This is a genomic window from uncultured Roseovarius sp. (assembly GCF_947489715.1).
In the GTDB taxonomy this organism is placed as follows: domain Bacteria; phylum Pseudomonadota; class Alphaproteobacteria; order Rhodobacterales; family Rhodobacteraceae; genus Roseovarius.
The window spans coordinates 314,878-338,371 of sequence record NZ_CANLER010000003.1 but is presented as its reverse complement, the minus strand read 5'-3'; the positions used below and the strand labels follow the sequence as shown (position 1 = coordinate 338,371).

The window sequence follows — 23,494 nt, the reverse complement described above, 5'->3', positions numbered from 1 at the left end:
AGCTCAAGAGCCTTCCAAGATGCCAGAAATCGAAAACAGGGCTTTTGCCTGGCCCTGTGGAAGGGGGACAAGTGAACCATTTGATTTGGCTGACCCAGAATGCATCAACAAAGGATAGTTGTTTTCACGCGGTTCTCTTGCCGCTGTCGCAAATTCGCGGGGCTGCGAAGGTGAACTGGCGGCAATATCTGCAGCGTGTTTGTGTTGTTTTCTTATCCGGTCAAAGCGCGCAACGTAGCGTTTTGCATACTCAGGTGTGCGTGAATGATATGCACCAACTGCTACAGACCAGTCACCGGATTCGCGATATAGACGTTGAAGAAAAGCCGCAGCATAACGCGCATTTTCCAATGGGTCGAACATATGCTCAATTGATCGGAATGATGCACCATGCCATTTGTAGTTAATCTGGAAACACCCGATATCAAAGCTTCGCGCGCCGCGTTTGAAATGCTTGAATACAAAAGCACGTGCCGCGTCCTGTGTATCGAACCAATGTCCAGCTCCTTCCATATTGACCGTCCATGGCCAAGGCCTGAGCTTGCCGTTCCGAGAACGCCCTGTTTCAGTTCGTGTTATTGACCACAAGACAGAAAACGGCACGCCAGATTCGGCCGAGGCTTTTCGTGCAACCTGATCGCAGATGTTGCCCGTTTCTGAACGCGCAAAAGAGGCGTTTGCCACAAATACCGAACCTAATATTGTAAAGCACACGACGAGGCGGCAAACTTTTATGGAGTCAAATGAAGGCAGCCAGAATTTAGATTTTCTGAAAGCCTGCATTTTTGAAGCCAAGGTTGATATGGCGCGCACGGTCATCTGTTCTCCTGTCGGTACATTCTGATACCAATAGGTAAATTCTATTTCCGGATTATTTAGATTTGGTAACTCGGCTTGTCGTTTGGCTGTGTTTTTGAGCTTTAGTAATCTACGGCCTAGGGAGAAGGTTTTTCCTGCAAAAGGGTCTTAATTGTGTCGCGCGCTGCCAAGCTCTGTTGGATAAGTTCTCGGTTCTGCGCAAGCACCCGTTCGTCTTTTGATTCTGGCTTGGCATCTTCTTTCGTGCCCGATGCCGAAGCACTCAGGGCTGCCAACGCCGCTATGTCTGCTGTCGCACCAGCCTGCGTATCCATTAGTCGCGCCCAATCTTCCGCAAACCAGGATTGGCGCAACGATTGCTCAGGTTTGCCACCTGATGAAAAGAAGGTCGCTGCGGCACTATGGTCGCCAACCTGACTGCGCGCTTGGGCTCGCAAGACGTCAGCTGCATCATCAGTCAAATTTTCCAACTCTGCTTCCGCCTGACGAGGGCGATTTTCCGCAAGTGCAATGCGTGACCTCAATAATTGCCGCTCGCGTCCTAATGCACCGGTTATTCTATCTTTAAGGAACGGCAATGCCTGCGGCGCAAAACCTAGAGACAATAACCTCTCTGCAGCGTCGTTTGCTACTTTGGGTGCATAGAGCGCATGATCTGTTGAATGGTTGACCATAGCGTATTTTAAAAAAGTAACGTCGCTTGCGCGTTGTACTAATTGGTGCAGCATTTCTGAACGCACATCCTTGCGGATGTTTGGTGGCAAATTGGCCGATAGACGCGAATATTCATCATAAGATTGTTCGAAAGCACCTGATGCGGAGAGCCCAGTCAAATAAACCCGGGTCAAGTCCTTTTCGAGTGCACCGCCTCGATCTTGCTGCGCATATGCGCCTGCAAGAACGGCAAGATCAAAGGAAACCCCTTGTTCCGCTTGAATGATCGTGTCAATCAGGCTGATCAATGCCTCCGCCGAAGGCTCCGAATTCGTTTCAACAACTTCTTGCATCATTGCTTTTGCTTTTGACTGTTCTCCATCCGAAAGGTTGATCTCGGCCTCTACCAATTGCGCATCAGAGTTCACGGCGCTCTGGTTGCGATTCAAGATGCGCAATACTTTGTCTGCGGCCTCTTGATGGCCGGCCTCCAAAAAACGACGTGAAAGCGTGGGGCCGAGATGGCTGCGTAGATGGCTAGGGAGCGCATCAAATGTCCGCAGCGCACTATCGAATTCGACAGGCGTATCGATCGGAAGTGTTTCATATGAAAGGATCGACCAGAGAACGGCGGAATTTTCGCAACTTAGTTGATTAGCCAGAATAGAATTCGCGGCGGCATAGCCATCTTCCATGATCGCGGCTAGCGATCGTAAAATGACTGTATCCTCGGAGGTTTCTTCAACCAACGCCAAGGTCAAAATAGCTTCTACACCAAAACCGTAGTGCAAATAAAGCTTTGCCAGCTGGATTGCGATATCTTGGTTCAACTGATCAAATTCACCCATCAACTCCATCCGCAAATTTCCAACCTGCTTTGCGAAGGGTAGATCTGTACCCCAGTTACCGACATTGACCTTGTGATCACTAATACAGGTCATACCTAGGCTGGCGTTCGTGCCTCTATTAAGTGCTGCTAAAAAGTCGCGATCTACACTGCTTTGCGCTCTAAGGTTCACATGTTCGTTAGGCTTGTTTCGTGGTTGAACTTCTGTTGGCACATCCGAAACAATTGTATTTGATTCGTCTGCCTTGGTTTCCAGTTTCAAGGCTGTTCGGGGTTCAAGCAAACCTTGCGATGCAGCCCGACCAATTTGTTTGACCAAACGCTCGCGAGCTTCCGAGATGATCTCTTCACTGAACTCAACTTGTTCAGGCGTTGCTTCTTCAACAGGATCGATTTGCGGAGGACTGTTCGGCGATTCAATCGAAAATTGGGAATTTGCCAGCGACGCAGCAAATGAATTCGCGTTCTTTGGCAATGTGAGGCGAGATCTCACAGCAGTTACTGTGCTTTCGTCGACTGGTTTCTCTGCATCATTTTCGAATGAAGGGTCATCGGTGCTGTCGCGCACATCTAAAACAAGTAACGAGGCGTCATGCCAAAAAGAGGATACTTCACAGCGACATCCAAATTTGATGGAGAAAGATGACGTATCTAAATTTGTTGTAACATCAAGAATTCGCTCTCGAGCAATTCGTCGAAAAATCCTTGAGGTATCGAACTTCAGGCTTTGACCGGGGAAGGTGATTTTTGCTGTATCGGTGTCCTGCTCGATCTGGATTTCAAAGCGCTCTGGAAGATCAACAATCAGCCGTGTGAAATCATCATGTTGACCTGATCGAACCTGGATAGACTGGGCAATGGCCGAGGATGCAAGGAAAACACAGCTCAGAGACACAAGCAGAATTCGCATCATGCAGCACTCTGTTTTACGCTTTTCAGAGCTTCTTCAAGTTCGTTGTAGGTAGGGCGACAATGAGTTGGTGTGTTTTGCCGACCCACCTCAATACAGATATTAGTCGCATGATTATGCAGGTTCGCGACAAGCACTTCGCGTATCAATTGGTAGAAATGACCATCTTCTTCGACTACGGTTTTGACCTTCCCTGCAAATGGTCCAACGAGACCATATGAAAGAAAAACGCCAAGAAAGGTACCCACAAGCGCGCCGCCGATCATTTTACCAAGAACTTCCGGTGGCTGATCAATCGAAGCCATTGTTTTGATGACACCCAAGACGGCAGCAACGATGCCCAAGGCGGGCAATCCGTCTGCCATGGTTTGCAAGGCATGGCTCGAGTGAAGAGCATGGTGCATAGTGGCGTCCATACGTTTTTCGAGAATCTCTTCCACTTGATGCGGGTCGTCATAGTTCATTGAGGCTGAGCGCAAAGTGTCACCAATAAGTTCTATCGCTTCTCTATCCGCCAGAATTTTTGGATATTTTGAGAAAATCGACGAGTTTTCAGGTTCTTCTACATGCTCCTCAATCCCAACGGGATTTTGCCGAGCCAAGCGAATGAGTTCGAACAGTAGGCAAAGCAAATCACGATAGTCGTCGTGTTTCCACTTTGGGCCTTTGAAAACCTTACCGATATCCTTGCATGTATGCTTTACAGCAGCCATGTCGTTGCTGATCAGGAAAGCGCCAACCGCGGCTCCGCCGATCATCATCAATTCAAAAGGCAGCGCCTTGAGAATAATCCCAAGTTTGCCACCTGCCGCGATATAGCCGCCAAATACCATGGCGAAAATAACCAGGATACCGATAATACCGATCATCGTCTTCTCCAGCCGAAATTGTTCGTTTCAATCTGCCATCGCTGGGTTAAGAAACATTGAGTTTTCAAAGTTTATTCGGTGGGTACGTTGGTATTTCTGCCTGCAAGAACGACGCTGAACGCATGTGCCGCTTCGGGGCTGAGCCCGGCCATAACAGCAGCTGCGGCTTCTGGGCGCATTCGCCCGATGAACCCAGCTGCAAAATTCGGGTCCATCTCTTCGAACAATGCCGCCGCTTGTTTTGGTTTCATGTTCTCGTACACCCGCGTGAGGCGATCCAAATCACTTTCTGCCGCAGTATCTGCCAGGGCAATTGTTTCTCGCAGAGCTTCTTCTGCCTTGGTCAATTCGGCAAGTTTTCGTTCGATTTCGCGGTTCGCCACCTTTAAGGCCTGCATTCTGTCTTCAAGCGCTAGTTCCTGACTGCTAAGCCGCGCTTCGCGCTGACGAAAAGCATCCAGCATCGGTTGAAAGTCATCAGGAGTTTTGCACTCAGCATTTGTATGTGTTGGTTTTTCGACCTCAGTAGCGTTGGGTACTTTTGCAAATGCCTGATTGGCATCGCCGCCAATGCGAATGACGGCGGACCCGATGAGCAGTGCAGAAATGGTCATCAATGTGCCACGACCCGGGGCCTTGCGCCGGCGTTTTTTGCGGGTGCTGCGTGTCGTCATGTCACTGGCTCCTAGGCTGCATCAATGTGGCGCTTGAACACCGGGCCGTCGGGCGCTTCGGGTTCAGCTATTGTTTCAACCGGTTTTGCCTCCGCCGATTTGGGTGTTACGGCCTGACTCTCTGGCAAATCATGCATGGAAGCCACGAGTAATTCCAAGCGCTTGGCGACACCTTCGGCGCGGTCAGTTAATTCGCCCAGCGAATCAGTAGATGCACTTGCGGTACTCTGCGCGGCGATCAGTGTTTTAGTCAGATCATCAACCTGCGCTGACAGTACTGCCACCGCTCCGCCCACGCCGTTTTCCAGATCATTGAAACGGCTCAGCCGCCGCGCGAGGATATAGCAGTAGAAACCTGCGCCAAGTGCGCCAGCAACAAGAAGAATATCTGCAATCATTTCCATTCTGGGACCTCAGTTCAGTACAAATTCCATAATCAGCAAGTCATTGACTCGCCCGCTGCCGGTCACGATTTGGATCCGGCGCAACATTTGGGCACGCAATCGTACGAGGACCGAACTACTTTCCAGATCGCCTGGCTTCAGTGCACGGAGATAGCTATTGAGCACGTCAACGACCCTTGGCATCAGTTTCTCCACTTCCTCTTTGTAAATGGGGCCAACTTCAAGTTGGGCACGAAATCTTAGGTGCCCGCTATCGCTACCCTTACCAAGCGATACAACCAGTGGATCAATCGGAACAAATGCCACATCGGGCATATCCACGGCCATTTCCGGCACGTCGTGTTTGGTAGCCTCGTCCTGCGAATCACTGCCGAACAACATCCCGGATTGGACTGCGTAAAAACCGCCGCCACCGCCTGCGATTGCCAAAACCAATCCTAGAACAAGAGGCAACTTCGATTTCTTCTTCGGGGGTTCGTCCCCGTTTTCTTCCACTTCGGCCATAATGCGTCCCTGCAAGTTACGTCTTGGGTAATATAGACCGGCAGGAACTAACCGATTGTTAAGCCTGATCAGCGAAAGATGACGACACCGAACGGCAGAATGTCGTGGATCAGGAGGCGAAGAAATTGCAGCAGATCGTGAATATCTGGTCAGCTATGGACATCCGGCGGCGCGTAATTGTTGTTGTCGCAACACTCGTGATGTTTGGGTCGGTCTTATCGTTGACCCGCATGGCATCGGAACCCAGCTTGACGCTCCTATATTCCGGTTTGGAAAATGGCGCGGCTGGAGAAGTTGTGAGCGCGCTTGAACAACGCGGTGTCGTATACGATGTCCGTGGAGGGTCCATTTTTGTAGAAGCTGCCCGACGCGATGAGTTGCGCATGACCCTGGCAAGCGAAGGGCTGCCGACCAATTCCAGCAAAGGCTATGAATTGTTGGACGGCCTGTCGGGATTTGGGACGACATCACAGATGTTCGATGCCGCTTATTGGCGTGCAAAAGAGGGCGAATTGGCGCGCACCATCATTTCACATCCTGCGATTAGTGTTGCGCGCGTCCACATTGCAAGCACAGGGGCCAATCCATTTCAGCGTGATACGCGCCCATCTGCGTCTATCTCGATAACAACGACTGGTGGCGGTATCACGCCGAAACATGCACGGGCGTTGAAGTTTCTTGTTGCGGCGGCCGTGTCGGGGCTCACGCCTGAGGATGTATCTGTCATTGATGCATCAGGTGGGTTGATCGGTGCAGCAGAAGAAGCGCCCGAAAATACGTCGGAAGATCGTGCTGATGCTCTGCGTCAGCGTGTACAAAGACTACTTGAGGCGCGGGTCGGACCAGGTAATGCAGTTGTAGAAGTCAGTGTAGATACGGTCACGAAGACCGAATCAATTCGGCAGCGTCAGATCGACCCCGAAAGCCGTGTTGCGATCAGTGTCGATACAGAAGAGCGTTCAAATTCCGCGTCGGATCAGGGTGGTGGCGATGTCACTGTGGCGTCTAACTTGCCCGATGGTGATGCCGCTGGTGGGGATTCGTCATCCAGCCAAACCAGCGAAAGCCGCGAACGAGTCAACTACGAGATTTCTGAGACGGAGCGTGAAATCACGCATGTTCCCGGCGCGATTAAACGCCTAACCGTCGCCGTCTTGGTAAATGGATCAACAAGTGTTGATGAAGCCGGTGCTGAGATGTTTCAACCCCGGTCAGACGAAGAATTGGGCGCATTGCGGGAGCTAGTATCTTCTGCCGTCGGTTATGATGAAAGTCGTGGGGATGTGATTACCCTCAAGACAATGGAGTTTGAGGCAATTTCACCAGCGGGAACACTGGCTGAACCATCAATGCTGGCCAGTCTGGGCTTGGATCTTATGTCTTTGATTCAGGCAGCAGTGCTCGGAATTGTTGCAATCGTCTTGGGTTTGTTTGTCGTGCGTCCGCTTTTGTCCAAACCTCAATCATCCGAAGCGCCGCAGCTCGCCGCGCCGGGTACTGAAGCAGCCGCAGCCGACTCGGTCGGTGATGTAGCAGCAATTTCGGGAGAAATTGCAGATGACAATTTCGATGGTGCGAATATGCCGGTCATCTCTGACCCGTCAGTCGATAACATGGCCGACGATCAGTTTTTGCCAGCACTAGCGGCTTCTGGCCATGAAGATCCCGTGGAGCGCTTGCGCGGTCTGATCGGTGAGCGTCAGGAAGAAACAGTTGAAATATTGCGCAACTGGCTGGAAGGCGAGGAGGAGAATGCCTGATGACTATCTCTCATTTACTTGAGGACTATGGTGCATTCGCGACCGCCGAGCCAGTGTCAATGACAGATGTCTCATTGGAAGAGCAACGTTTGGAGGCCTTTGAAAAAGGATATCAAGCGGGCTGGGATGACTCAGTTAAAGCGCAGTCGGACGATGTGAAAAGAGTGTCCACGGACCTTGCGCAAAATCTGCACGAACTTTCTTTTACTTACCAGGAGGCGTATTCCGCGATCTTGAAATCGCTGACGCCTTTGCTGCAGCAGATGGTTGAAACTGTTTTGCCACGAGCGGCTCATCAAACACTCGGCGCAAGGCTGACTGAGATGATCGGCGAACTGGCCTCTAAGCACGCGAAACAACCGGTTGAAATCGTCTCTGCGACGGCAAATGTCGCGGCAGTTGAACAGATGATCACCTCGGATCTACCCTTGGCCATCACGGTCAAAGAGGAGGCCTCACTGTCAGACGGTCAGGTTTTTATCCGGATTGGTGAAACCGAACGCGAAATCGACCTGTCAGAGGTGCTGGCGGAAATAGATCGTTCGGTAACTGGATTTTTTGAAGAAAATCAAAAGGACACTGCATGATGGAAGATGCCGCCTCGCAACCAAAATCTACCGGAGATCTGAACAATCCGTTTTCTGCGGTACCAATTGAGATCACGATTTCTGTGGGTAAAGCCCGCCCGTTAATTCGTGACCTTTTGAAATTGGGTAAAGATGCCGTTTTGCCACTCGACAAGCGAGTGGATGATGCAGTTGAGCTCTATGTTGGTGAGCGATTGATTGCACGTGGTGAGTTAGAGGAACTTGAGGGTGAGCAGCAGGGTCAGTTGGCTGTGCGATTAACTGAAGTTGCCGATCTACAAGATGGGTTGGGATGACAGCCCGTACTTTCCGGTTTATCGCATTTTGTGTGACCGCTGTTTTTCTGTTTTCAGAATCGGCGGTGGCCCAGCAGGTTTCGATCTCATTAGGAGACGACGGGTCGCTATCAGCACGAACCCTTCAGCTAATTGCATTGATCACGGTCCTGAGCTTGGCACCAGGACTGGCGATCATGATCACGTGTTTTCCATTTATTGTGACCGTTCTGTCGATCTTGCGTCAGGGAATTGGATTGCAGCAATCGCCACCAAATATGCTGATCGTAAGCCTAGCAATTTTTCTCACCTATTTTGTAATGGAACCGGTCTTTATCGACGCTTGGAAAGACGGGATCGCACCTCTTTTAAATGAAACCATACCGGTCGAAACAGCTGTGGAACGCGCCCTTGTGCCATTCCGAATTTTTATGGCAAACCGCATGGACGCCGAGACGTTTTCAGCACTGGCAGCGCTTAGGCCGGATGCAGCAACTATTCAGTCTGGACCGGATGGGCCACTTTCTGTTTTGGTTCCCAGCTTTTTACTTTCAGAAATTTCACGGGCGTTTCAGATCGGGTTTTTGGTATTTCTTCCATTCCTAATCATTGATCTCGTCGTCGCCGCCGTCCTGATGTCGATGGGTATGATGATGGTTCCGCCGGCTATTGTTTCACTTCCCTTCAAGCTTGCCTTTTTTGTAATTGCGGATGGTTGGACGCTGATCGCGGATAGTTTGGTTCGCGGATATTTTTGATTGCTACTAAACGACCAGGTAAATTTACGATATCTGTGGCGCGAACTCGGCTGAATTTATCGTCAACTGACGCCTGCTTCATTAAAATGGTACCCAACCTAGTTATGATTAGAAAAGCGAATAGGGTTTGCTTAATAGTGCGGCTCAGCGTTCCCATGCTGTTCCCGTGCAACCAAATGAAGGTCAGGCATCATTCACTGAAATACTTAATTCATTACAAAATAGCACTCTTCATAAAATCGTGTTGGCTAGTGTCCCTTGGGTTGATGGATTCTTCACGTGAGCAAACATTGTCTGGGGCAGCGTCCGGCGAAAGTGCCGAACTTCCAACCAGAGACCCCGTCAACAGCTAAGGTTGAGAATTCGAAAGAAAGCGATTTCAAGATTGCCTTGAACGGCATTGAGATCGGTTAGACCGAGAGAGTTTAAATTAGAACTTGGCCCCAAAGGCATAGCTATGCCGAAAAACAACGAAAGCCATAGCCGAAAATCGTTAACGGAATGGTCAGCTTTTTCTTGTTCATTTTCCAGAAAATATTGGTTTTGACTGATCGGGTGAATTTAAGAAACAAGAGATTTATAAAAAGGTAGAACTATATGTGGTTTCTAGGAAATGCGAACTTGGACAACTATCGGCGTTAACCTAAGTCATCATCGAGAAGTCTGCCAGATCTGAGTAATCGCGGCGCTACCTATCACGGTCCCCTAGGTTTTTTGCCGAAGTGATCGTGTCTGATCATGCATTCGACTTCAAGTGGAACAAGTCAAATAGCGATGGGCTAGATTGATTTACGCACCTATCGGACAACAAACTCTGCATGAAGCGCACCGGCCGCTTTGATACTTTTTAAGATATCAATCATATCGCGAGGCGAGACGCCAAGAGCATTGAGCCCCGCAATCACTTCGGACAATGACGTGCCCGGCGGAACTTCGGCGAGCCCTATTCCAGGTTCTTCTTCAATCTCGGCATTGGTGCGCGGGATTACAACGGTCTGCCCATTTGCGAAAGGGTTTGGTTGAACAACCAACGGAGCTTCCTCGACCCGAAGTGTGAGATTGCCCTGTGATACAGCAACCCGTGATATGCGCACGTCCTCTCCCATGACAATTGTACCAGAGCGTTGATCAACGACAACTCTTGCTTTGCGTTCCGGTTCAACAAGAATATTCTCAATCCGCCCCAGCGCATGTGCTGGTGACCTAGCCTGTGTTCTGTTGATGTCCAAGCGGACAGTTCCCGAATCTAGCATGATGGCCACAGAACGCCCGAAGGAATCGTTTATGGCGGCTTCAATTCTTGCCGCTGTTGTGAAATCGGGTTCTCGAAGTGCTAGTCGCATCGTTTCCAGAGATGCGAATTCAAATTCGATCTCACGTTCTACACGGGCTCCGGCAGGAATTACACCCGATGTCGGCACGCCTTGTACTACACCTCCGGCATCTCCCTCAGCAGCGGCTCCACCCGCAATGATTGTACCTTGGGCAACAGCATAAATTTGACCATCTGCGGCATTTAAAGGTGTCATGACCAAAGTACCGCCAAGCAGGCTTTTGGCGTCTCCGATCGCTGAAACAGTGACATCAATTTGCCCGCCAGCGCGTGAAAATGGTGGCAGGCTTGCGGTGACAAATACTGCTGCTACGTTCTTGGGACGAAACTGTTCTCCGGTAACGTTGACACCGAGGCGTTCTAGTATGTTTGACATAATCTCTTCGGTAAACGGCGCATTTCGAATTCCATCACCCGTTCCATTCAAGCCGACCACCAGTCCGTACCCAACAAGGTCGTTACCTCTGACGCCATCAAACTCGACCAAATCCTTGATACGTATTGAGCCTGCGGAAGCTGGAATCGCCAGGGTGAAAACTGCCAAGGAGATTAGTATGTTTTTAAGAAGTTTTATCATGATAGGAAATTCACCAGGCTGAAGCGCGAAGCGCGTGCGGTTAGCGTGTAGAGCGTTTCAAGCTGGACCTGAACATTTTCCAACTCTGTCGCGGTCCGAAATTTGTCAACGGAGAGCAGTTCATTCCTTGCGAATTCAAGGCTACTTGTTTCTGCAGAGATACGTGTCGCCGATTGTTCTACCCGAGACTGGGCAAATCCAAGATTCGACCTAATGCCGATCACTGTTTCTTGAGATGTGACAAGGCGCTCACCCGATTGCTGAGCAAGTTCTACTCTTTCAGCATTCGACAAAGTGATCAGCGGATCGTCGGCCAAAGCTGCCATCGCTGTGTTTTTTAAGACATTCCTTATTGCTGTATTATCAGCGCGAATATCTAGCCGGACGGATTCACCCTCTCCCAATTGGTAAGGCGACAAGAACGTTGTACCGCCCTGGTAAATCAACGTTTCAAATGAGCCTCCAGGCGTATCGAAAAAAGTGTCCAGTGCCGTAACCACGTCTGCCGCTGTTGCCGCGCCTGCAATAGCGGTGCGAATTTCGGTCAGCAACGTATCCGCAGATTCCAAAGGTCTCGCTTCTATATCGGTACCACTGAAGAGATATCTGCCCGAAACTTCGGTGTTCATAGCAGAAATGATGGAGTCGAGCGCCCCTCGACCCTGTTCCGAAACAGCGCTGAGTGGCAAACCGCCAGATGTTGTACCTGAAATGACGGCATTGGCTCCCAAATCACCGGCGAGTGTTTGAACGTACTCCAATGCGTCTTGCATGGCGGTTGTTACAACACCGATTTCGATCGCGGACGTGCGATAACTTTCCAGCGCTTTCAGGTCGTGCTCGATATCAGACAAATGGCCAAAATTTCCGGACAGTTGACGCGTCACATCAGCTGCCTGTCCGCTGGTCAGTTCTTCGGTTAGCCGTGCCATTTGCTGTTTTAGCTGAGCATTTTGCTGGCGCATTTTGAATGTTTGCGCCAGGTCGCCGAGTGATTGTATATTCATGTGTCAAATCCTCAACAAAGCTTGCATCATTTCGTCAATTGTCTGGATCATGCGGGCATTCGCGCTGTAGCTTTGCTCTATCAAAAGCAGGCGTTGCATTTCAGCGTCCGAGTCTACGCCGCCTGCCAGTTCCAGGGATAAGAGTTCATTCTGCCTTGTCGCAGCAAAACTAATGTCTTGATCCAGGGTCAATCGGTCTTGTCCAATACGCGAGGCGAAGCTCGCCGCGTGACCAGACAAAGAACGCGCTGCTGCGCCCAGATTTCCCGAATTGAGTGTTCCGTTTTGGTTGAGCGTTTGCTGTAATTGCTGCAACAGCGCACTGTTACCAGCAGGCCCAGGGGCAACTGCGCCTAATCCGTCACGCAGACGCCAAAGTTCACCGCCATTATCAGGATCAACCGCTGTATTTACCGCAATTCGACCAGCTATTCCGACTTCATTCAGGGGATCAAAAACGACACCGGCATCGGTAAATAGGCCAGGATCGCCGGGAGCGCGGGTAGCATCAAGCCCGGCCGCCTGGAAACGTTCAATCAGGTCACGGGCTAAGGCATCAACCTGGGTGTTTGCGTCAACGCCAAGATCATCACGAATTTCGAATAGCGCAGAGAGTTTACCCCCTGAAATCGGGCTATTGTTACCGGACGGGGTGACATTGATGCCGTTGATCGTCAGACCAGATACAAGCCCCGATCCAAGTGTCATATGCGGAGCCACAACATTTGACGATGTGAAGTCAAGCTCTGCGGCTGTACTATCCAGCAGAATTGCACCACCAGGAGTGAAAAGGGCCACCGCGCCGTTGTCGCGTGGAATTTGTTGAACCGGAACAAATTCTGACAATTGATCAATTGCCAATTGCCGTTGGTCTTGCAGCGCCGCCATCGTATTCCCGCCATCAGCGGTTCGAGCGATCTGAACGTTGAGTGTGCGTATCCGCTCAAGCGTCGTGTTAACCGTTTCGACTGCCTGAGCGATGTCGCTGTCAGCAGCAGTTCGGCGTGTTTGAATTTCGGATGAAATTGCGTTCAGCGTATCCGCCAGCTCGCTGGCACGCTGAACGGCGGCTTGCAGCCACTCTGTTGCTTCTGGACGGCTTGCGGCGGAAATCAGACTGGCATCAAACGCTGCAACGCGCGCGGATAGTGATGAAGTCTCATCTGGTGTGCCGACGATCCGCTCCAACTGTTCGATGAATGTGGCTCGGGTTCCGGCATAGGCCAATTCGCTATCGGCCGAACGCCTGTCGCTTAGTATTCCCTGGTCGACATGGCGAGAAATCCCAACAATTGAAACGCCACCCTGAGCACCTGTTGACTGGGACGCAAGTTCCAGGGCGCGAGGCCCATAGCCTGGTGTAAGCACATTTGCCAGGTTGGAAGATACGACACCGGCCGCAAGAGCGCTGGCATTTAGACCGCTTACTGCGTTGGATAGGGCGCCTGAAATACTCATGATCGAACCTCTTACTTACGGACGGAAAATGCCTTGACGGAAACCATGAATATCAACGTTTGATATTCGTGGTTTCTTGGAGCATTTCATCGACAGTTTGAATGACCTTTGCGTTGGAAGAGTAAGCGCGTTGTGTCTGGATCATATCGGTCAATTCACCTGCAACGTCGGTTGCGGATTCTTCGCGCGCATAAGAAACCACTTCTCCGGTGGGTCCTTCTCCGGCGTTCCAAAGGAAAAAGGAGCCGCTGTCAGGAGAGGGCAGATATGTCTGCTGATCCATGGCCACCATTCCATTGGGATTGGGTACGTCAACCAAGGGCACTTGGTAGATGGTGCGGGTGACACCGGTGTCAAATGTCGCGCGAACATATCCGTTACCATCAACATCGACGGAGACCATGCTGCCCACAGGTGATCCGTCTTTGGAAATCAATAAAGGAGCAAAACTGTCGCCCAGCTGGCTCATTCCATCAGAAGCACCCAGCAGGCCGATATTGACTTCCATCGGGCCCCCGTCCACGCCCACAATCACACTTCCGGTTACGGGATCATATGCTCCACCAGATACGGTTGCCACACTCAGCAACGTGCCGCCGGAGGTGCGTGAATCATCAAATGTAAGCGTATATTCACCGATGACGGCGCCTCCTTGGGCTGAATCGGTCATGACCATCGTCCATTCGTTTGATGTCCCAGCACCTGGCACCGTTGGTGTGAATTCGACCGAGATACTTTCCGATTTACCTAGGTTGTCGAAATATTCCACCGACATCGGGATCGGAGTACCCGCGGCGCCGGCTTCGGTTTCCGTCGCCGGCAGGTTAACGCCAAAGCTTATCTCAGTGGTCGGTGTGCCAGTCAGCTGGTTCATATTGATCTGAACCGGTTCCAGACCATCTGGGCTGTCACGGGGGAACGTTGGAATTGTTCCATCGGAAGCAGCAGGCCAACCCATCAGAACCAAACCAGAATTTGTAACCAAACGCCCCTCCGAATCCGTGCGGAAAGATCCAGTAGTTGTCAGCAGCATCTGAGGATTTCCGGCTTCAACCTGATTGGCCAGAGCTACTGGAAGCATACCTCGTCCACGGACGGCCAAATCTGTCGCATTGGATGTTGAGACGAGCGTTCCACGCTCATTGACCAACCGTTGGGTGGTCGAACGAACACCGCCAGCAGAATAACTGCCACCGCTTGACGAAATGACCAGAGATTGAAAGTCAGCCTCTACCCGTTTGTAACCATAGGTCGATGAATTCGCGATGTTGTCCGAAATTGTTGCTAGTCGGGTCGCGTTAGAGCTGAGCCCGGCCACACCGGCATTCAACGAAGAGGAAATTGTCATGGTTACGCCTTTCTGCTGCACCAACTGATATCTGGGTGCAGTTGTAAGGCCGTCCGTTTAACAGCGCGCTAACAGATAAAATGCGTTCTATTTCCCTTCACTGGTCCGACCTAAGGAAAATTACCTCGAGGCGATTGTTGCGAATTGCCATTGGATTGCTAACCGCTGGTTCCCGATCTGCATGACCGGTAACGCGGCGCATCTGTTGCGGCAATATACCTGTGCTTTGAAGCATAAGGCGTACCTGATTGGCGCGCGCCGTCGACAAATCCCAAACTGGATTCGTTACCAAAGTAATGGGTTCTGAACGCGTATGACCTTCCACGGCGATCCCATTCTGGACCAACTGCCCAACGGAGCCGATCAATACCGCAAGCTCAGTCATAAGCGGTGTTGGCGTTTCCTTGCCTTTTTCAAAAAGCTGCGCATTTTCAAGATCGAAGAGTTCGATAACCAGACCCTCATCGGTGACGCGGGTTGTGATATGACGGCGCATTGCCTGTGATATCGAGCTTTCGCCCGCCCGTCCCATCAGGGTATCTTCTATGTCCTTGAACGCGGCGTCTTCTTGCTGTTTGCCGTCAGAACCATCAGTACCTTCTTCGGCAACACCCATTTCACCGCGGGCTTGCCGTGCCTCGGTTGGATTCTGCCTGCTTGCGCCGGTGCCATCCTGTTGCAAGGTGTTTTCAGAAAATACGCTTTCACCACCAAATTGACCGCTGCCGCCACCCGAGACACGAGTAATCGGTATCGTAGGGCTGAAGTAATCAGCTATGCCCTTACGTTGTTTCTCAGTCGTTGCGTTCAGCAGCCACATCAATAGGAAAAAAGCCATCATCGCCGTAACGAAGTCAGCATAAGCAACTTTCCAGGCACCACCATGATGCCCACCGCCACTGACGACCTTTTTCTTCTTAATGATGACTGGCGCCGCATTGCTTTGCGCGCTCATATCCACCACCTTTTTTACTCACCCAAGACAAGACCTATCAGAGCAGGTGTTACGGCGGACTTAACAACTCAACTTGTCTGGATTTATCGTGAAGTTTCGGTAAACGCACGATCCAAACCGTCCGCCACCTGATCAACATCGGACAATGACAGACACATCGGCGGGACCATCCGCAGACAGGACCGGCATGCACCTGATTTCGAGAGAATCAACCCACTTTCACGGGTTGCTTCAAATATGGCGGCGGTCGTTTCGGCATCGGGTTCCTTGGTTTTGCGATCCTTTACCATTTCGATCGCCAACATCAGGCCGCGCCCACGTACATCACCAATCACCTCATGGCGCGATTGAAGATCTTTCAAACGCTCCAACAAAGCTGCCCCGACCCTTTTCGCATGTTGCATCACATTATCTTCTCGGATCACCTGCAACACGGCGCGTCCTGCAGCGCAACTGGTGGGGTTGGCACCATAGGTATGAAACATGAACTTGTCTGCCATAGGTGCTGCGATTTCCTTGCGGGTGACCACAGCACCGAGGGGAAAGCCGTTCCCAATGCCCTTGGCCATGACAACGATATCAGGTAGCACGCCGTCGGCCTCGAAACCCCACATATGATCACCTGTGCGGCCAAAGCCGGATTGAACTTCGTCTGCAATATACAGACCACCAGCCGCCCGCACGCGGCTAGCTGCACCGGACATGTAACCTGGTGGCATCTCAATGATGCCTCCATAGCCCTGAACGCTTTCGACAATGATGCCGGCGACCCGTCCCGAGGTTTCAAAAGTGAGGGCCCGATCAATCTCGTCCAGATAAGGTGCAGCTCCGGCGTCTTCTCCGAAAATGCCGCGATACTGATTGGGTTCGGGCACAAAGGTCACGTTGCCCGGCATCCCCGGATGACGCCAACCGCTGATACCGGTCACCGATTGCGCTGCAGCTGTAGGCCCATGATAGGCAGAGCGCAAAGCAAGCATATCAAGATTGCCAGTGTAAGTACGTGCCATGGTCAGTGCCAGATCGACAGCCTCCGACCCGGAATTGGTGAAGTGCACAACCCAATCGTGCCCCTTGGGCATCGTCGCGGCCAGTTCTTGCGCCAGATGGGCCGGGGTAGGATGGTAAAACATCGTCGTGCAATGGGTCAGTTCCTGCGCCTGCGCGGTCGCGGCGGCGACAACCGCAGGGTGGGAATGACCAACCGAAATGCAAACGTTCATACCCAGAAGATCAATATATTTTCGACCCTCGGCATCCCATAAGTACTGCATCGAACCTTTCTTGAAGACCATTGGCTCGGCAAATGGTACAAACTTGCGCTGGCTGGCGGCATAATAAGTATCTCGCATCTGCGCGATTTCGTCGATTTGCCAACTGGTTGTCAGAGCTGGGTGTTGGGTCATGTTTGTGGCTCCTCGTCAGATCACGCCTTGAGGCGGGTATTTGTTGGATCGAACGGTGCTTGAGTTAGCAGTGTTGCTGGATATCGCCGTCCGAGAATTTCGATGCTGAAATGATGAGTGGATATCGGGCGGCGTAATAGCGCAAGCGCCAGATGTTTCTGTGTCCTATGTCCAAATCCGCCCGAGGTGACGACACCGATCAGTGTATCGCCATCGTAAACCGGGTGAGCATAGAATGGATCAACATCCGCAGCATCAATTTCCAGCAAGACTGAGCACCATGTCTCATGCTGATTGCGTTCCAGCATTGCCTCGCGCCCGGTAAATTGGCGACCGTCCAGTTTACACAGAAACCCAACACCGCACTGCGCAGGTGTCCGTTCAGTCGTCAGATCCGATCCCCAGGCGCGATACCCCTTTTCAAGCCGCATGCTGTTGGCAGCAAAAGCGCCATACTGGCCGATGCCAAGTGGTTTTCCGGCGGTTTCCAAAGCCAGAAAAACATCGCGCGCAACTTTGGCAGGGATATGCAATTCCCATCCGAGTTCTCCCAAATATGAGATGCGTAAAGCCCTGGTTTTGTGACCTGCTACGCAGATATTTCGCGTTGTTAGCCAAGGAAATTGACCGCCTAAATCCGCAACTTTTGTGAGGACATCGCGAGATTTTGGTCCCATGATACCGATGACTGCCATCGTTTCGGTCTGGTTGGTCAAGGTCACATCAAAGTCAGTGGCATGGTCTGACAGCACATCCCAATCAACCTCTTCCGCAGCGGCGGCCGAGGTCAGATAGGTGTGTGTTTCAGAGAGCATAGCAACAGTGAATTCAGATATAACACCGCCGGCTCGAGTGAGCGTATGGGTCAACCCGATCCGACCTGTGCGCGGCGCAATGTTGGTGCCAAGAGTTTCTAAAAAAATGCACGTATCCGGACCCGTTACGTCGAATTTGGAGAAGACCGAGAGATCAGCAAGCGCAACATCGTTTGTCACGGTTTGGGTTTCGCGTGCCACTGCATCGAACCAGTGGGTGCGTCGGAAACTGTGGGTGGCAATATCTCCGGGTATGGCCGAGAACCAGTTAGGGCGCTCCCAGCCATGTACGGCCCCCATGACAGCGCCTCTCTCCAGCATCAGATCATGCAACGGTGACAGTCGTTTTCCGCGAGCCGCTGGACGTTCTTCGTAAGGGTAATGCACACCAAATTGCAGGCCAAAGCACTCGATGGCCTTTCCGACCCGGTAATCGCGATCCGCCCAGGTACCAAAGCGACGGCTGTCGACAGCCAGCGCGTCCATTGGTGGCGCGCCATGAGTCATCCAATGGGAAAGAAACCATCCTGCACCGCCGCCTTCCATCACTCCCATGCTTGAACCGGTCAGCAGCCACGCATTTTCCAACCCGTGCGCAGGCCCAATCAGCGGGTTAGCGTCGGGAGTGAATGTGATCGGGCCGTTAATGACCGCTTTGACACCGCCATTGCCCAATGCCGGAATCCGGGACATTGCGACCTTGATGATATGTTCTACCCTGTCCAGGTCGGGCGGCATCAATTCGGCACCAAAACCGCTCGGTACGCCGGCGACTGACCATACCTGTGCCTGCTTTTCGTAGGGACCCAGGATCAACCCGTCGCGTTCTTGCCGGACATACCAGCTTTCTTCCGGATCGCGGATGATCGGTAACTCAGGCAGAGCATTGGCCTGCCGTTCGGCGACTTCGGGCACCGTGTCGGTAACAAGATATTGGTGCAATACAGGGACTGACGGAATATTGAGCCCCATCATATGTCCGATCTCCCACCCCCAGGTGCCAGCCGCATTGACAATGTGCTTGGTGGTGATGGTGTCCTTTTCGGTTTCGACAACCCAGCTTCCGTTCGTGCGCCGGATCGCTCGAACCGGATTGAAACGTTGGATCTTAGCCCCGCGATGTTGAGCCATTTGCGCCATCGCATTGGTGGCAAGAGATGGGTCTACATGGCCGTCATCCGGCTCATAGATGCCGCCCAGCAGGCCTTCAAGCTCTGTCAGCGGGTGCAGTGCCGCGATGCGGTCCGGGGTAATAACTTCAAGTGGATAACCGGTGAAATCCGACAATCCTGCGATGTGGCGAAATTCATCCATTCGGTCGGGATTGCGCGTGATCCGCATTGCGCCTGATGGGTGAAACCCGCAGCTCTGCCCGGTTTCCTCGGGCAGAATGTCACGATAGAGCCGAACCGAGGTGGCCCGCAATTCCTGTATTGTCGCATTATGCGCGAAATGCGTGCATAAACCTGCCGCATGCCAGGTTGATCCGTGTGTAAGATCATTCTTTTCGACCAAAATAACGTCAGCCCAACCTGCCTTGGTCAAGTGATATAGCAGCGACACGCCCATCGCACCGCCCCCGATGATGACAGCCTGAGCCTGGATCATGCGCGCATTCTTTCTCCACCCGGGTCAAACGGTGGGCGGTGCAGGACCTTCGCTGGATAGAATGCGCCGGCGACATTCACTGAAAAAGTGCGTTCGCAGGTCAGAGATAATGTTTCCCCAGGGCCGATGTCGATCAATGCCAATGCAAGGGTCAGTCCGGTTCTTGCACCCTTCCCGCCCGAGGTTGTGAGGCCAACCACATTACCATCTTCCAGCACAAGTTCGTCATGCAGGATCAACGGATGCCCTTCGACATCCAGAAGCACAAGGCGGCGCGTCTGACCTTGTGCACGTTGTGCCTTAAGCGCGGCTTTGCCGTAGAACTCCTTGAACCAGTCGATTGTAAATCCAAGTCCTGCTTCCAGTGGCGAGATCTCGGGTCCAAGGTCATGGCCCCAGTGACAAAAGCCCTTTTCGATCCGGCATGCATCGACCGCGTAGTGACCCATTGGCCGTGCCCCCGCGTCGATTAACGCATCAAACACCGTCTCGGCATTAAAGGTGGGCACTGAAATTTCCCAACCCAATTCCCCCACAAAGCTGATCCGGTTGGCACGGCAGGGCGTTTTCGCAATTTGGATATCGCGACAGGTTGAAAACTCGAAACTGTTCCAGTCGCCCTCGGTGAGATTGGCCAGAATGCGACGGGAGCTTGCCCCCATCACACCAATGACGGCCTCGGATTCCGTCACGTCTTGGACGCTTACTCTAAATCCTTTTGAAGACCGGCGAAGCAAGGCACCATCGCGCCATCTTGTCGCCGCGCCAGAGATCAGGCGAAACTGTTCTTTTTCCAACCGGGTCACGGTTACATCTGCTTCGATCCCGCCGCGGACGTTGAGGATTTGTGTATAAACCGATTTCCCGACAGATACGTCCATCTGTGCGCAAGCGATATGGTTAAGGAAATCAAGACAGCCCGGCCCGGAAATGTCGAACTTTCCGAATGGTGACAAATCTAAAAGGACGGCGCCTTCTTGCATCTGCGCTGCTTCACGCTGGATAATCTTATACCAAGGTTGCGCACCGACAGAATAGGGTAATTCGCATTCAACGTTGTCTTTCGCGTACCATAAGCCCCGTTCCCAACCTGCAGTCAGACCAAATACCGCACCTTGTGCCGCCCATTTATCGTGCAAGACCGAGTATCTAAGTCCGCGACCAGCTTTGGGTTGTTTGAACGGCCAGTGCATTGCCATCAAATCGGACACGGATTCTTTCATCCGGGCGTGCATATGTTGGGTAGTTGCCGCAGTTGGGTCGGCACGAGCGATATCAACCTCCCACAAATCCGATGGGGGCATCCGATCAACCATCCAGTCCGCCAGCACACGCCCGACCCCGGCAGATGACATGATACCAACGGAATTCATTCCAGCGGCTACAAAGACGTCGTCGACACCCGGTGCTTCGCCAATGAATGGGCGGGTGTCATTAGTGAAGCTTTCAGGTCCATTCATGAAATGTTGGATGCCAGCGGTTTGCAAAACGGGGCAGAGTGCCAAAGCAGCCTGCATGAACGGCGTGAACTGGTCCCAGTCTTCAGTGAGTACAAGGAAGGGGCGGTCACCCTCGGGGCCGAAAGCATCCCAGTATTTGGCATCCGGTTCGAACCCGCCAATCACCAGCTTACCAGTATCGCCTTTGATATAGATGCCTGTGTCCATATCGCGAATGACTGGCATCGGGTCTGGCAGGCCGGGGATCGGATCGGTCACCACATACATATGCTCGATCGCTTGTAACGGCAGCGCTATGCCAAGCGCATCTGCCAGAGGTTTCGACCAAGCCCCTGCGCAAATCGCGACCTGATCGGCTTTGATCTCTGATCCATCTGTCAGCCGCACACCAATCGGTCTGCTTTCCTGCAACAGAATTTCTGCAACTTCGGCACCTTCACGAATTTCGATGCCCGCTGTTTTGGCGGCACGTGCATAGGCCATGCACAAATCAACGGGATTTACATTTGCATCTTCTGCCACATGCATGGCGCCGGTGTGGTTGGAGAGATCCAGCAGCGGTAGGTCAACCTGGTTCGGCGCCATGATCGTCGGCGACAGCCCCAGGAACCGACCAAGGGCGGCGATGCGGTGCAGTTCGTCCATCCTTTCGGATCGTCGCGCCAACCAGTAGCCGCCGGTTTGGCGAAAGCCGGTGCTCATGCCCGTTTCGGCCTCGAGCTGTGGGAAAAGCTCGGTCGCGTATATCGCCAGGCGTGTCATGTTGGGCGTGGCTCTGAGTGGACCAACAATGCCCGCAGCATGCCAGCTTGTCCCGCTCGTCAACTGATTGCGCTCCAACAGGAGCACATCTTTTGCGCCCCGCTTTGCCAGATGGTAAGCAAGGCTCAACCCGATTGCGCCGCCGCCGATGATGATTGTCCGCGCCATCAGAAATACTCCTGATCGGGCGTTTCGGCTTTGCGCCGCGCAATGTAGGCCTTGAGTTCTTCGTCGATAGCAGGGTCGAGGCCCGGATCCTCATACTGTGCCAGCCGCTCTTTCCAAATCCCATTGGCGCGTTGCGTGGTATCCAGTTTTCCCCCCGCCGCCCATTGCTCGAATGAGTCGTTATCCGGTGTTTCTGGCCGGAAGAGCGCCGACAGAAAATTGGTTTGGGTATGATCGGACCCAAGAAAGTGTGCCCCAGGCCCGGTGCTGGCAATTGCGGTCATGGCCTGCGCATTTTCACTTAGGTCGATGCCCTCGAAGAACCGGCAGAGCTTACCGCAGAGATCGGCGTCAATGATGGTTTTTTCAAACCCTGTCACCAAGCCACCTTCGAGCCAGCCAGTTGCATGGTTGATTACATTGGCCCCAGCAAAAAGCGCCATCATTAGGCCCCATGTGCCCTCTTGCTGACTTTGTGCGTCGGGTAGTTTCGACGCCGACAGTGTGCCCACCGTGTGCAGTGGCACGCCCAACCGCCGCGCCAATTGCCCTGCTGCCAGCACCATCTGACCGGCCTCGGGTGTGCCAAAGGTCGGCGCGCCAGATTGCATCGACATGGTCGAGGCAAAGGACCCCATCAGGCATGGCGCACCGGGATTGATCAATTGCGTCAACGCCATCGTCGCCATCGTCTCGGCCAGAACTTGCGCCAATGTACCTGCGACGGTGCAGGGGCTCATCGCACCGGTCAGAACCCAGGGAGTACAGGCGACGGGTTGTCCGGCACGAGCGTTTGCTTTGAGGGAACCTGACATATGCGCATCCATCACCAGCGGTGCATTGGTGTTGGAAACACAATAAAGTACGGGGTTTTCAGCGACGTAGTTATTGCCAAAAACGATGCGCGCCATTTCTAGCGCATGGGTGGCGCGTTCTTCACCAATGAAAGCTCCCATGAAACAACGATCAGACCAGCGGATATGGGCGTAGAGCATATCCAGGTGCCTTTTGTTCGCGGGTAGGTCGACAGGTTCGCAGACAATACCGCCTGAATGGTGCAACCACGGGATTGTCTGGTGCAGCTTTACCAAACGGATGAAATCTTTAAGGGTCGCATAGCGCCGCCCCTGATCCAGATCGTGGATAAACGGCGGCCCCCATGAGGGGCAAAGCACGGAAGCAGCGCCACCGATCTGGACCGTGTTTTTTTGATTGCGCGCATGTTGTCGGAAAACAGACGGGGCGCTTGCTTTTATGATTTGACGGCAAAAACCAGAATCAAACCTGATGCGTTCCCCCTGTACATCGCAACCGGCATCGCGGAAAATTTCAAGGATTTCCGGATCGTCGCGAAATTCCATACCTGTTTCACGCAGGATCTGATCGGCATTTTGCTCGATCAGGCACAGACCCTCTTCGCCCAGAATGTTGAAGGTGCCGAGCTTTCGATCAATGAATGGTGCGCGCGGTTCCGGAGTCCGCACACCTTTGCGCTGCCGCTTTGATCCTGGTCTGGCCAAATTGTGCCCCCTCCGT

Annotated in this window: 19 protein-coding genes; 4 read left to right on the top strand and 15 right to left on the bottom strand. The window is 52.5% G+C overall.

Going from position 1 to position 23,494, the window contains the following annotated elements; translation table 11 throughout:
- Positions 1 to 3 precede the first annotated feature (3 nt).
- From Q1B27_RS11160 to fliL, 6 genes are all read right to left on the bottom strand, one after another.
- Positions 4 to 819, bottom strand: coding sequence for a transglycosylase SLT domain-containing protein (locus Q1B27_RS11160; RefSeq protein ID WP_299847468.1), 816 nt, complete (start codon positions 817 to 819; stop codon positions 4 to 6).
- 116 nt (positions 820 to 935) lie between these two features.
- Complete coding sequence (locus tag Q1B27_RS11155) at positions 936 to 3,233, bottom strand: hypothetical protein (protein ID WP_299847466.1); 2,298 nt, start codon at positions 3,231 to 3,233, stop codon at positions 936 to 938.
- The gene (motA, locus tag Q1B27_RS11150; protein ID WP_299847464.1) at positions 3,230 to 4,099 is read right to left on the bottom strand and encodes a flagellar motor stator protein MotA; all 870 of its coding nucleotides are present in this window, start codon (positions 4,097 to 4,099) and stop codon (positions 3,230 to 3,232) included. Before motA ends, Q1B27_RS11155 begins: the two co-directional genes overlap by 4 nt.
- Before the next feature lie 71 nt (positions 4,100 to 4,170).
- Positions 4,171 to 4,713, bottom strand: coding sequence for a hypothetical protein (locus tag Q1B27_RS11145; RefSeq protein ID WP_299847684.1), 543 nt, complete (start codon positions 4,711 to 4,713; stop codon positions 4,171 to 4,173).
- A gap of 71 nt (positions 4,714 to 4,784) precedes the next feature.
- A complete protein-coding gene (locus Q1B27_RS11140) occupies positions 4,785 to 5,177 on the bottom strand; it encodes a hypothetical protein (protein ID WP_299847462.1) in 393 nt (130 codons plus the stop codon).
- Between the two features lie 9 nt (positions 5,178 to 5,186).
- Positions 5,187 to 5,681, bottom strand: coding sequence for a flagellar basal body-associated FliL family protein (gene fliL, locus Q1B27_RS11135; RefSeq protein ID WP_299847460.1), 495 nt, complete (start codon positions 5,679 to 5,681; stop codon positions 5,187 to 5,189).
- 125 nt (positions 5,682 to 5,806) lie between these two features.
- On the opposite strand from fliL, the gene fliF reads away from it, so the two are divergent.
- Genes fliF through fliP form a run of 4 tightly spaced genes read left to right on the top strand, consistent with a single transcriptional unit; the run spans position 5,807 to position 9,061 of the window.
- On the top strand, positions 5,807 to 7,441 hold the full coding sequence (gene fliF, locus Q1B27_RS11130; RefSeq protein ID WP_299847458.1) for a flagellar basal-body MS-ring/collar protein FliF: 1,635 nt from the start codon (positions 5,807 to 5,809) through the stop codon (positions 7,439 to 7,441).
- Positions 7,441 to 8,028 carry a flagellar biosynthesis protein gene (locus tag Q1B27_RS11125; RefSeq protein ID WP_299847456.1) on the top strand — a complete coding sequence of 196 codons (588 nt, stop codon included), beginning with the start codon at positions 7,441 to 7,443 and terminating at the stop codon, positions 8,026 to 8,028. Before fliF ends, Q1B27_RS11125 begins: the two co-directional genes overlap by 1 nt.
- Entirely contained in the window at positions 8,028 to 8,324 is a 297-nt protein-coding gene (locus Q1B27_RS11120; protein ID WP_299847454.1) for a FliM/FliN family flagellar motor switch protein, read from the top strand. The genes Q1B27_RS11125 and Q1B27_RS11120 overlap by 1 nt, the downstream gene beginning before the upstream one ends.
- Positions 8,321 to 9,061, top strand: a complete 741-nt coding sequence (fliP, locus tag Q1B27_RS11115; RefSeq protein ID WP_299847452.1) for a flagellar type III secretion system pore protein FliP — start codon at positions 8,321 to 8,323, stop codon at positions 9,059 to 9,061. Before Q1B27_RS11120 ends, fliP begins: the two co-directional genes overlap by 4 nt.
- A gap of 797 nt (positions 9,062 to 9,858) precedes the next feature.
- Here the strand turns inward: fliP and Q1B27_RS11110 are convergent.
- From Q1B27_RS11110 to Q1B27_RS11070, 9 genes are all read right to left on the bottom strand, one after another.
- Positions 9,859 to 10,971 carry a flagellar basal body P-ring protein FlgI gene (locus Q1B27_RS11110; protein WP_299847450.1) on the bottom strand — a complete coding sequence of 371 codons (1,113 nt, stop codon included), beginning with the start codon at positions 10,969 to 10,971 and terminating at the stop codon, positions 9,859 to 9,861.
- Positions 10,968 to 11,978: a flagellin gene (locus Q1B27_RS11105; RefSeq protein WP_299847448.1), complete on the bottom strand. Its 1,011-nt coding sequence runs from the start codon at positions 11,976 to 11,978 to the stop codon at positions 10,968 to 10,970. Before Q1B27_RS11105 ends, Q1B27_RS11110 begins: the two co-directional genes overlap by 4 nt.
- Positions 11,979 to 11,981: 3 nt before the next feature.
- On the bottom strand, positions 11,982 to 13,436 hold the full coding sequence (gene flgK / locus Q1B27_RS11100) for a flagellar hook-associated protein FlgK (RefSeq protein WP_299847446.1): 1,455 nt from the start codon (positions 13,434 to 13,436) through the stop codon (positions 11,982 to 11,984).
- A gap of 52 nt (positions 13,437 to 13,488) precedes the next feature.
- Positions 13,489 to 14,784 (bottom strand): flagellar hook protein FlgE, encoded by a 1,296-nt coding sequence (locus Q1B27_RS11095; RefSeq protein WP_299847444.1) that lies wholly within the window; start codon positions 14,782 to 14,784, stop codon positions 13,489 to 13,491.
- A 97-nt stretch (positions 14,785 to 14,881) separates the two neighbouring features.
- Complete coding sequence (locus tag Q1B27_RS11090; protein WP_299847442.1) at positions 14,882 to 15,739, bottom strand: flagellar motor protein MotB; 858 nt, start codon at positions 15,737 to 15,739, stop codon at positions 14,882 to 14,884.
- Between the two features lie 83 nt (positions 15,740 to 15,822).
- Positions 15,823 to 17,145, bottom strand: a complete 1,323-nt coding sequence (locus Q1B27_RS11085) for an aspartate aminotransferase family protein (protein WP_299847440.1) — start codon at positions 17,143 to 17,145, stop codon at positions 15,823 to 15,825.
- A gap of 20 nt (positions 17,146 to 17,165) precedes the next feature.
- Complete coding sequence (locus tag Q1B27_RS11080) at positions 17,166 to 19,568, bottom strand: FAD-dependent oxidoreductase (RefSeq protein ID WP_299847438.1); 2,403 nt, start codon at positions 19,566 to 19,568, stop codon at positions 17,166 to 17,168.
- Positions 19,565 to 21,958 (bottom strand): FAD-dependent oxidoreductase, encoded by a 2,394-nt coding sequence (locus Q1B27_RS11075; RefSeq protein ID WP_299847436.1) that lies wholly within the window; start codon positions 21,956 to 21,958, stop codon positions 19,565 to 19,567. Before Q1B27_RS11075 ends, Q1B27_RS11080 begins: the two co-directional genes overlap by 4 nt.
- Positions 21,958 to 23,478 (bottom strand): trimethylamine methyltransferase family protein, encoded by a 1,521-nt coding sequence (locus tag Q1B27_RS11070; protein WP_299847434.1) that lies wholly within the window; start codon positions 23,476 to 23,478, stop codon positions 21,958 to 21,960. The genes Q1B27_RS11075 and Q1B27_RS11070 overlap by 1 nt, the downstream gene beginning before the upstream one ends.
- Positions 23,479 to 23,494 lie beyond the last annotated feature (16 nt).